10 protein-coding genes are annotated in these 9,160 nt (G+C 63.6%); 5 read left to right on the top strand and 5 right to left on the bottom strand.

Going from position 1 to position 9,160, the window contains the following annotated elements:
• The 3 genes from EOA29_RS15955 to EOA29_RS15965 form a co-directional block, all read right to left on the bottom strand.
• A partial coding sequence (locus EOA29_RS15955; protein WP_145969684.1) for a formate dehydrogenase beta subunit occupies window positions 1-1,036 on the bottom strand: 1,036 nt, incomplete at its 3' end.
• Entirely contained in the window at window positions 1,033-1,512 is a 480-nt protein-coding gene (locus tag EOA29_RS15960; RefSeq protein WP_126090458.1) for a formate dehydrogenase subunit gamma, read from the bottom strand. The genes EOA29_RS15955 and EOA29_RS15960, both read right to left, overlap by 4 nt.
• A 194-nt stretch (window positions 1,513-1,706) precedes the next feature.
• Window positions 1,707-2,606 (bottom strand): LysR family transcriptional regulator, encoded by a 900-nt coding sequence (locus EOA29_RS15965; protein ID WP_126090457.1) that lies wholly within the window; start codon window positions 2,604-2,606, stop codon window positions 1,707-1,709.
• A 155-nt stretch (window positions 2,607-2,761) separates the two neighbouring features.
• Between EOA29_RS15965 and EOA29_RS15970 the strand changes: the two genes are divergently transcribed.
• A complete protein-coding gene (locus EOA29_RS15970; protein ID WP_126090456.1) occupies window positions 2,762-3,403 on the top strand; it encodes a DUF47 domain-containing protein in 642 nt (213 codons plus the stop codon).
• 3 nt (window positions 3,404-3,406) lie between these two features.
• Complete coding sequence (locus tag EOA29_RS15975) at window positions 3,407-4,411, top strand: inorganic phosphate transporter (protein WP_126090455.1); 1,005 nt, start codon at window positions 3,407-3,409, stop codon at window positions 4,409-4,411.
• Window positions 4,412-4,439: 28 nt separating this feature from the next.
• On the opposite strand, the gene EOA29_RS15980 is transcribed toward EOA29_RS15975, so the two are convergent.
• Window positions 4,440-4,817, bottom strand: coding sequence for a VOC family protein (locus tag EOA29_RS15980; protein ID WP_126090454.1), 378 nt, complete (start codon window positions 4,815-4,817; stop codon window positions 4,440-4,442).
• A 214-nt stretch (window positions 4,818-5,031) separates the two neighbouring features.
• On the opposite strand from EOA29_RS15980, the gene EOA29_RS15985 reads away from it, so the two are divergent.
• Complete coding sequence (locus EOA29_RS15985; protein WP_281059663.1) at window positions 5,032-6,192, top strand: Mrp/NBP35 family ATP-binding protein; 1,161 nt, start codon at window positions 5,032-5,034, stop codon at window positions 6,190-6,192.
• Window positions 6,193-6,199: 7 nt separating this feature from the next.
• Here the strand turns inward: EOA29_RS15985 and EOA29_RS15990 are convergent, their stop codons facing one another.
• Complete coding sequence (locus EOA29_RS15990) at window positions 6,200-6,652, bottom strand: carbon monoxide dehydrogenase subunit G (RefSeq protein ID WP_126090452.1); 453 nt, start codon at window positions 6,650-6,652, stop codon at window positions 6,200-6,202.
• A 150-nt stretch (window positions 6,653-6,802) separates the two neighbouring features.
• Here EOA29_RS15990 and EOA29_RS15995 point away from each other — a divergent pair, with 150 nt between their 5' ends.
• Complete coding sequence (locus EOA29_RS15995) at window positions 6,803-8,608, top strand: IlvD/Edd family dehydratase (protein WP_126090451.1); 1,806 nt, start codon at window positions 6,803-6,805, stop codon at window positions 8,606-8,608.
• 132 nt (window positions 8,609-8,740) lie between these two features.
• On the top strand, window positions 8,741-9,139 hold the full coding sequence (locus EOA29_RS16000; protein WP_126090450.1) for a hypothetical protein: 399 nt from the start codon (window positions 8,741-8,743) through the stop codon (window positions 9,137-9,139).
• Window positions 9,140-9,160: the final 21 nt, after the last annotated feature.

Here is a 9,160-nt window from a genome sequence, read left to right on the forward strand (position 1 = left end):
CGTTGCCGGCGATCTGGATCGGGATCGTGCCGCGCGAGCGGCCCATGCCGAAATCTTTGTAGTATGCGGCGCCCTTGTCCATGATGATCGGCACCGAGGCCAGCGAAATGACGTTGTTGATCACCGTCGGCTTGCCGAACAAGCCTTGAATCGCCGGCAGCGGCGGCTTGGCGCGCACCACGCCGCGCTTGCCTTCAAGGCTGTTCAACAGCGAGGTTTCCTCGCCGCAGACATAAGCGCCGGCGCCGACGCGGATCTCCATGTCGAAGGCATTGGGCGAGCCGAGCACATTGGCGCCGAGCACGCCGGCCTTGCGGGCGATCGCGACGGCCTTGTTCATCGTCGCCACCGCATGCGGATATTCCGAGCGGATATAGACGAAACCCTTGGTCGCGCCGGTGGCGATGCCGGCGATCGCCATGCCTTCGATCAGCACGAAGGGATCGCCTTCCATGATCATGCGGTCGGCGAAAGTGGCGCTGTCGCCCTCGTCGGCGTTGCAGACGATGTATTTTTGGTCGGATTTGGTATCCAGCACCGTCTTCCACTTGATGCCGGTCGGGAAGCCGGCGCCGCCGCGGCCGCGCAGGCCGGATTCGGTCACCTGTTTCACGATGTCGGGGGGCGCCATCGCCACAGCATTCTGCAGGCCGCTCAGCCCGCTATGCGACTTGTAGCTGTCGAGCGACAGCGGATCGATGACGCCGCAGCGCGCGAAGGTCAGCCGGGTCTGCTTGGCGAGGAAGGGAATCTTGTCGGGTGCGCCGAGCCAGCGCTTGTGCGGGCCGCCCTTGAGGAAGCCGCTGTCGAACAGGCTTTTGACGTCAGATGGCTTCACCGGCCCGTAGGCGACGCGACCCTCGGCTGTCGCCACCTCGACCATCGGCTCCAGGAAATAGGCGCCGCGTGAGCCGTTGCGCACGATCTTGGCTTCGACGCCGCGCTCCTTGAGCTCCTTCTCGATCGCTTTGGCGACCTTTTCGGCGCCAAGCGCCAGCGCGCCGGAATCCGCGGGAATATAGATGCGCGGGATCATGAACGCACCTCCGCGACAATCTCTTCGATCTTCTCGTCATCGAGCCGGCCGATCACTTCGCCGTCCAGCATTGCCGATGGCGAGCAGGCGCAAAGCCCGAGGCAATAGACCGGCTCCAGTGTAACCGATCCGTCGCGGGCGGTCTCGTGGAAATCGATGCCGAGCAACTGCTTGACCTTGGCGGCGACCGCCTCCGAACCCATCGACTGGCAGGCTTCCGCCTGGCAGAGCTTCAAGACATGCCGGCCGGCCGGCCGGGCGCGGAAATCATGATAGAACGTGACGACGCCGTGGACTTCGGCCCTGGACAGGTTCAGCCCGTCGGCAATAACCGGCAGGGCGGCCTGCGGCACATGGCCGAACTCTTCCTGGAGTTCATGGAGGATCGGCAGCAAGGGGCCTTCGAGGCCCTTCAACTCATTGACGATCGCCGCCGTGCGCGACGCGATCTCGGTACTTGCAGGCTGCATCGGCATGCAGCGCCCTCCCTGGTCGTTGGCGACCTAATGTATGTCACCCCAAATATAGAGCGGTTTTGGGGCAACGACATACACAGGACGCAATATCGCTAAGTCCTTACGAAATCAGAGGAAACCCCCGAGATCAATAAAGCCGTCCCGTCGATCGATAGAAAATTTCTATCAAAGACGATCGGTCCGCATTGTCTAACCTAGCGGTGGGCGCGGAAATCGTCTGCCAGCGCCATTGCCTCGTCCAGCAGCGCCTGCACCAGCGGCGTATGCGGCTCGCGCGGTGCCGCCACCAGCCCCACCGTGTGGCTGGCATCCGGCTCGACGATCGGAATGGCCCGGATCGGTTCGGAAAAGCCGAATGTTTCCGCAAGGTTAAGCGGCATGATCGACGACCATTTGCCGGTCCGGATATGTGAGAACAAGACGATCATCGAGTTGGATTCCAGCGTCGGCCACACCTGGACGCCCGCTTCCGCCAGATGCTGGTCGATGATGCGGCGGTTCTGCATATCCGGCGTCAGAAGGCAGAGCGGCAGCTGGCTGATCTCGGCCCACGACACTTTGTCGCGGTCGGAATAGGGGTTTCCGATCGCCGTGATCAGCTGGTAGCGCTCGTCATAGAGCGGCACGCTGGTCACCCGGCCGAGAGGCTCGTTGTCGAGATAAGTGATGCCGGCATCGATATCGAGATTGCCGAGCAGTGTCAGCACCTCGATCGAGGTGCGCGACAGCACCGAGAAGGTGACGCCCGGATGCTTCTCGCGGAACGGGGTTGTAAGCCGCGCCACCATGGCCAAAGCGGTGGGGACCGCCGCGATGCGAATGCGGCCGGACAAACCGCGCCGCGCCGCCCGCATCTCCTCCCGCATCGCCCTCGAATCGCCGACGATGCGGCGCGCCCATCCCAGCACCTGCTTGCCTTCCGGCGTCAGCCCCTGGAAACGCGAGCCGCGCAGCACAAGCATGACGCCGAGTTGCTCCTCCAGTTGCTTGATGCCGGCCGACAACGTCGGTTGGGTGACGCCGCACATCTCCGCCGCCCGGCCGAAATGCTCTTCCTTGGCTAAAGCGATGAAGAATTCCAGCTTGTCGATCATGTCATCCGGTCTCGGCGTTCCCCCAAAGTCGGGGAAATTGCCTTGCTTCGCAAGAAGCGCTTGAAGGCCGCATCGTCCACATTTTTGAGCCGGCTATCTGTTTTCCCGCGCCGCGCAAGGCGTTATGTGGGATAGGCGGAAGCAGGGAGGATGACATGCTGGGTTGGTTTCGCAAGCTGTTGCCGCGCGAGGATCGCTTCTTCGACCTGTTCGAACGGCATTCGCGCACGGTGGTTGGCGGCGCCGAGGCGCTCGAGCAGCTTCTCCAGGGCAAGGACACCGACCGTTGGTGTCAGAAGGTCGTCGATCTCGAGGACGAAGCGGACGGCATCACCGCGGAGGTGCTGCTTGCCGTCAGGCGCTCGTTCATCACCCCGTTCGACCGCGGCGACATCAAAGACCTGATCCAGTCCATGGATGACGCCATCGACATGATGCACAAGACGGTCAAGACCGTGAAGCTGTTCGAGAAGAAGGAATTCGATCCGCTGATGCAGGAGATGGGCGGTATCATCGTCCAAGCCGCCCGGCTGATCGCGGAGGCGATCCCGCTGCTCGGCAAGGTTGGGGCAAACACGGTACGGCTGAACGCCATCGCCGAGGAGGTCATGCGCGTCGAAGGGCGGGCTGACGATCTGCACGAGCAGGGTCTGAAGGACCTCTTCAAGCGGCATGGCCGCAGCGATCCCATGGCCTATCTCATCGGCAGCGAAATCTATGGTGAGCTGGAAAAGGTGGTCGACCGTTTCGAGGACGTCGCCAATGAGATCAGCGGCATCGTGATCGAGAACGTATAGGCGATGGACGCCAGCATCGCCTTTTCCCTGCTGATCGGCCTCGTCGCCGTCGCGCTGTTCTTCGATTTCCTCAACGGCCTGCACGACGCCGCCAACTCGATCGCGACTATCGTTTCCACCCGCGTGCTCAGGCCGCACTATGCGGTGTTCTGGGCGGCGTTCTTCAATTTCATCGCCTTCCTGTTCTTCGGCCTGCATGTCGCCGAGACTGTGGGCAAAGGCATTGTCAACGCCGAGATCGTGACGCCGGCGGTGATCTTTGCCGCGCTGGTCGGCGCCATCGTCTGGAATATCGTCACCTGGATCGCGGGCATTCCGTCGAGCAGTTCGCACGCGCTGATCGGCGGTCTCGTCGGCGCCGGCGTCGCCAAGGCCGGCCTGGGGGCCATCGTCTGGTCCGGGCTAGGCAAGACGGTCGCGGCGATCGTGCTCTCGCCGGCAACCGGTTTCGCGCTGGCGCTCGTCCTTGTCCTCGTCGTTTCCTGGCTGTTCGTGCGCCAGACCCCATTCGCCGTCGACAACGCCTTCCGCGTGCTTCAGTTCTTCTCGGCCTCGCTCTATTCACTGGGCCACGGCGGCAACGACGCGCAAAAGACCATGGGCATCATCGCCGTGCTGCTCTATTCGCAAGGCATGCTCGGCCAGACCTTCTACGTGCCGCTTTGGGTGGTCATCACCTGCCAATCGGCACTGGCGCTGGGTACGCTGCTCGGTGGTTGGCGCATCGTTCACACGATGGGCTCGAAGATCACTCGGCTGAACCCGATGCAGGGTTTTTGCGCCGAGACCGGCGGCGCCATCACCCTGTTCGCGGCTACCTGGCTCGGCGTCCCGGTGTCGACCACCCACACCATCACCGGCGCCATCATCGGCGTGGGCGCCGCCCGCCGCGTCTCGGCTGTGCGCTGGGGCATAGCCGGCAACATCGTCGTCGCATGGGTGATCACTTTGCCGGCGACGGCAGGGATTTCCGCGCTCACCTATTTCGCCACGAGGCTGGCCGGATGATGCGGCCTGCCTGCTTCTGCGGGCGAAGCTATTTGCCCACGAGATTTAGAATGTTGCCGTCCGGATCCTTGAACCAGGCGACTTTCATGTCGTAGCCGACATGAATATCGCCCTCGAGGGTCAGGCCGGGCATTTCGTAGTGCTCGAAGCTGACGCCCTTCGACTTCAGGGACTTGACGATGGGCTCGATCTGGCCGCCGACCGCCCAGGTCACCGCCGTCGCCTTGTTGGTGCCGGCGAATTGCGAATGATAGACATTGATGACCGTGTCGCCGCTTTTGTAGACGATCAGCTCGCCGGCCATGTCGTCGACCTGCTTGAGGCCGAGCGTTCCTTCATAGAAGGCCTTTGCCTTCTCCAGGTCCTTGACCGCGAGATTGGCCGTTGCGTTGCTGTTTTCGAGCATGACTGTCTCCTTTGACGGTTGTCGTGCCGATGTTGATGGCAATCGAAATAGCGCGGGTGCCCCGTTTATCTATGACCGAGCCTGAAACCGGTTTCGGCCGGTCGGCAAGCCGACACCATCCGTCGATTTCCGAGGCACATCGGAAGAGCCATTGCTCCACGGCTTGGTTCTCTCCGAGAACTGCACTATCTGGAATGCCAAACCCCGAGGAAAGATCATGACCGTCACCAAGGAAACCGTCATCGAGCACCTGAAGACGGTCAACGGGCCGGATTTCACCGGCAATATCGTCGACCTCGGCCTGGTCTCCGAAATTTTCATCGCCGATTCCAAGGTGTTCTTCTCGATCACCGTTCCCGCCGCCCGCGCGCAGGAACTGGAGCCGCTGCGCGCCGCCGCCGAACGCACCGTCAAAGCCATTCCCGGTGTCGCCAACGCCGTTGTCGCGTTGACGGCCGAGAAGAAAGGCGGCGGCATGGAAGCGCCGGTTCCGCCGCGCCCGGCGCAACGGCCCGCTCCGCAGCGTTCCGCCCCGCAGGCGCCCGCTTCGCACAGCCACGGCAAGCGCGGCGTGCCCGGCATCGATGCGATCATCGCCGTCGCGTCCGGCAAGGGCGGCGTCGGCAAATCGACCACCGCCGTCAACCTGGCGCTCGGCCTTGCCGCGAACGGCCTGAAGGTCGGCGTGCTCGATGCCGACATCTACGGACCGTCGATGCCGAGGCTGCTCAACATCCACGGCCGGCCGCAGACCGTTGACGGCAAGATCCTGAGGCCGATGCAGAATTACGGCCTCAAGGTGATGTCGATGGGCTTCCTCGTCGACGAGGAGACGCCGATGATCTGGCGCGGCCCGATGGTGATGTCGGCGCTGACGCAGATGCTGCGCGAGGTCGAGTGGGGCGCGCTCGACATACTGGTCGTCGACATGCCGCCCGGCACCGGCGACGCCCAGCTCACCATGGCGCAGCAGGTGCCGCTCGCCGGCGCCGTTATCGTTTCGACGCCGCAGGATCTGGCGCTGATCGACGCCCGCAAGGGCCTCAACATGTTCAAGAAGGTCGACGTGCCGCTGCTCGGTATCGTCGAGAACATGAGCTATTTCCTCGCGCCCGACACCGGCAAACGCTACGATATTTTCGGCCATGGCGGCGCGCGCCGCGAGGCTGAACGGCTCGGCGTCACCTTCCTGGGCGAAGTGCCGCTCGAAATGGGCATTCGCGAGAGTTCGGACGCCGGCGCCCCGGTCGTGGTTTCGAAGCCCGACGGCGCCGAGGCGAAGATCTATCGCGACATCGCCTCGAGGGTCTGGGAGAGGGTTCAGGAGGAACGCGGCGCGGCGGAAGCCGCCGTACCCTCGATCGTGTTCGAGTAGGGACGGCTCAGCCGTTCCCCACCCTGTTGCCGAACGTCGTGAAGAACTGCCCGGCGAGCTTCTTCGAGGTCGATTCGATCAGCCGGCTGCCGAGCTGGGCGATCTTGCCGCCGACATCGGCCTTGGCTGCGTATTTGAGCACTGTCGTGTCCGCGCCGTCGGCGGTCAGCGTCACGTCGGCGCCGCCCTTGGCGAAACCGGCAATGCCGCCCTTGCCTTCGCCCCGGATGGTGTAGGAATGCGGCGGCTTGAGGTTCTTCAATGTGACCTCGCCGTTGAAGGTCGCCTTGATCGGCCCGATCTTCAGCACCACCGTCGCGGCCATCTCGGTGTCCGATTTCTTCTCCAGGCTCTGGCAGCCGGGAATGGCCTCCTTGAGGATGCCCGGGTCGTTGAGGGCTTTCCACACTTTCTCGACAGGTGCGGCGATGCGTTCCTCGCCTTCGATCACCAAAGCCATCAAGACCTCCCGCATTGCTGATGCCCATTGGTCGTAGCGCGCGGCCCTTTATCTGTCTATCGCACCAAAGTGCGGGGTCGCGGCGCTTGTACCTCTTGCCTGCATGAGCGCATTGGCATATCGATTTGTCATACAAATACGGAGACCACGATGGCAGGCGCCCCCACCAAGAAGAAGAAATTTCGCTCGCAGGAGTGGTTCGACAATCCCGACAATCCGGGCATGACGGCGCTCTATCTCGAGCGTTACCTGAATTACGGGCTGACGCGCGCCGAGCTGATGTCGGGCAAGCCGCTGATCGGCATCGCCCAGACCGGCTCCGATCTCTCGCCCTGCAATCGTCACCATCTCGAGCTCGCCAAGCGCGTGCGCGAAGGCATCGTGTCCATGGGCGGCATCCCGTTCGAGTTCCCGTGCCATCCGATCCAGGAGACCGGCAAGCGCCCGACCGCGGCGCTCGACCGCAACCTCGCCTATCTCAGCCTGGTCGAGGTGCTTTACGGCTATCCGATCGATGGCGTCGTGCTCACCATCGGCTGTGACAAGACCACGCCCGCGCTGCTGATGGCGGCGGCCACCGTCAACATTCCGGCGATCGCGTTTTCGGTCGGTCCGATGCTCAACGGCTGGCACAAGGGCAAGCGCACGGGTTCCGGCACCATCGTCTGGGAATCGCGCCAACGGCTGTCGGCGGGCGAGATCGACTATGACGAGTTCATGGACATCGTCGCCTCCTCGGCGCCGTCGACCGGCTATTGCAACACCATGGGCACCGCCACCACGATGAACTCGCTGGCCGAGGCGCTCGGCATGCAGCTGCCGGGCTCGGCCGCCATCCCCGCGCCCTATCGCGAGCGCGGCCAGATGGGCTACGAGACGGGCAGGCGCATTGTCGAGATGGTGCATGAGGACCTGAAGCCGTCCGACATCATGACCCGCAAGGCCTTCGAAAACGCCATCGTCGTCAACTCGGCCATCGGCGGCTCGACCAACGCGCCGATCCACCTCAACGCCATTGCCCGTCATCTCGGCGTGCCGCTCGACAATGACGACTGGCAGAATGTCGGCCTCAACATTCCGCTCCTGGTCAACTTGCAGCCGACGGGCGAATATCTCGGCGAGGACTATCACCATGCCGGCGGCGTGCCGGCGGTGGTGGCCGAGCTGATGAAGGGCGGCCTGCTGCCGCACCCCGATGCGATCACCGTCAACGGCAAGACCATGGGCGACAATTGCAGGGATGCCGCCAACGAGAACCCGGATGTGATCAGCAGCGCCGCCAAGCCGCTCAAGGCCAATGCCGGCTTCATCAATCTCAAGGGCAATCTGTTCGATTCCGCGATCATGAAAACCAGCGGCATCTCGCCGGAATTCCGCGAGCGTTATCTCTCCAACCCGAACGACCCCGAGGCCTTCGAAGGCAACGCCATGGTCTTCGACGGCCCGGAGGATTACCACGCCCGCATCGACGATCCGGCGCAGGGCATCGACGAGCACACCATCCTGTTCATGCGCGGCGCCGGTCCGGTCGGTTATCCGGGCGGCGCCGAGGTGGTCAACATGCAGCCGCCGGCCTACCTTATCAAGAAGGGCATCCATTCGCTGGCCTGCATCGGCGACGGTCGCCAGTCCGGCACGTCCGGCTCACCGTCGATCCTCAACGCCTCGCCGGAAGCCGCCGTCGGCGGCGGCCTGGCACTGCTCAAGACCGGCGACCGCGTCCGCATCGACCTGAAGAAGGGCACGGCCAACATCCTCGTCAGCGACGAGGAGATCGCCAGGCGGCAGGCCGAGCTGCAGGGCAATGGCGGCTATCACTATCCCAAGCACCAGACGCCTTGGCAGGAGATCCAGCGCGGCATGGTCGACCAGTTCTCGGCCGGCATGGTGCTGAAGCCGGCGGTGAAGTACCAGGACGTCGCGCATACCAGCGGCGTGCCGCGCGACAACCACTGAATTCAGAGCACGGCGAAAATCGAAGGGCGGTCCGCTATCCGGCGGGCCGCCCTTTGTCATGGCCCTTGTTTCGGCCGCGGGGCGTCTACAGATAAGCCCGATCTCGGCGGTCCTACGAAGGAGCGGCAATCCATGGCGAAACGGCGCTCTTCACTCGGCTTCCTCGGTATGTTCGGCCGCTCCGGCGACCTGCGCCAACTCGACGACGCCCTGCGCCAGGCGGACCTGCATCCGGCCTTGGTGCCAGAGGGAGTTAAACTCACCATCGTCAATTTGATGAACGACCGCTGGCCGGACGAGCCGCCGCTTCAGGCCTATCAATCGGTGGCGCAGCTTTGCAGCTATTGCGTCGCCGGACCGGAGGTGTTCGAGCAGGCCAATGGCAGAGAGCCGACGCTGGAAGCCGAGCGCCGCATCGAGGCCGCGCTCGAAGCCGGCGACAGCTTCGATGCCCAGATCGTGCTGATGACGCTGCACGCGAAGCTGATCAACGCCGAAGTCGTCGAGCGCTACGGGTTGAGTGCGGAGTAAGGTTCTAGCCGCCCATCCTGT

The organism is Mesorhizobium sp. M1E.F.Ca.ET.063.01.1.1 (assembly GCF_003998155.1).
Classification (GTDB): domain Bacteria; phylum Pseudomonadota; class Alphaproteobacteria; order Rhizobiales; family Rhizobiaceae; genus Mesorhizobium.

Bases quoted from the DNA above. Each gene is read 5' to 3' on its own strand.
- EOA29_RS15960 (WP_126090458.1), bottom strand. From the start codon at position 1,512: ATGCCGATGCAGCCTGCAAGTACCGAGATCGCGTCGCGCACGGCGGCG.
- EOA29_RS15965 (WP_126090457.1), bottom strand. From the start codon at position 2,606: ATGATCGACAAGCTGGAATTCTTCATCGCTTTAGCCAAGGAAGAGCAT.
- EOA29_RS15970 (WP_126090456.1), top strand. From the start codon at position 2,762: ATGCTGGGTTGGTTTCGCAAGCTGTTGCCGCGCGAGGATCGCTTCTTC.
- EOA29_RS15975 (WP_126090455.1), top strand. From the start codon at position 3,407: ATGGACGCCAGCATCGCCTTTTCCCTGCTGATCGGCCTCGTCGCCGTC.
- EOA29_RS15980 (WP_126090454.1), bottom strand. From the start codon at position 4,817: ATGCTCGAAAACAGCAACGCAACGGCCAATCTCGCGGTCAAGGACCTG.
- EOA29_RS15990 (WP_126090452.1), bottom strand. From the start codon at position 6,652: ATGGCTTTGGTGATCGAAGGCGAGGAACGCATCGCCGCACCTGTCGAG.
- EOA29_RS15995 (WP_126090451.1), top strand. From the start codon at position 6,803: ATGGCAGGCGCCCCCACCAAGAAGAAGAAATTTCGCTCGCAGGAGTGG.
- EOA29_RS16000 (WP_126090450.1), top strand. From the start codon at position 8,741: ATGGCGAAACGGCGCTCTTCACTCGGCTTCCTCGGTATGTTCGGCCGC.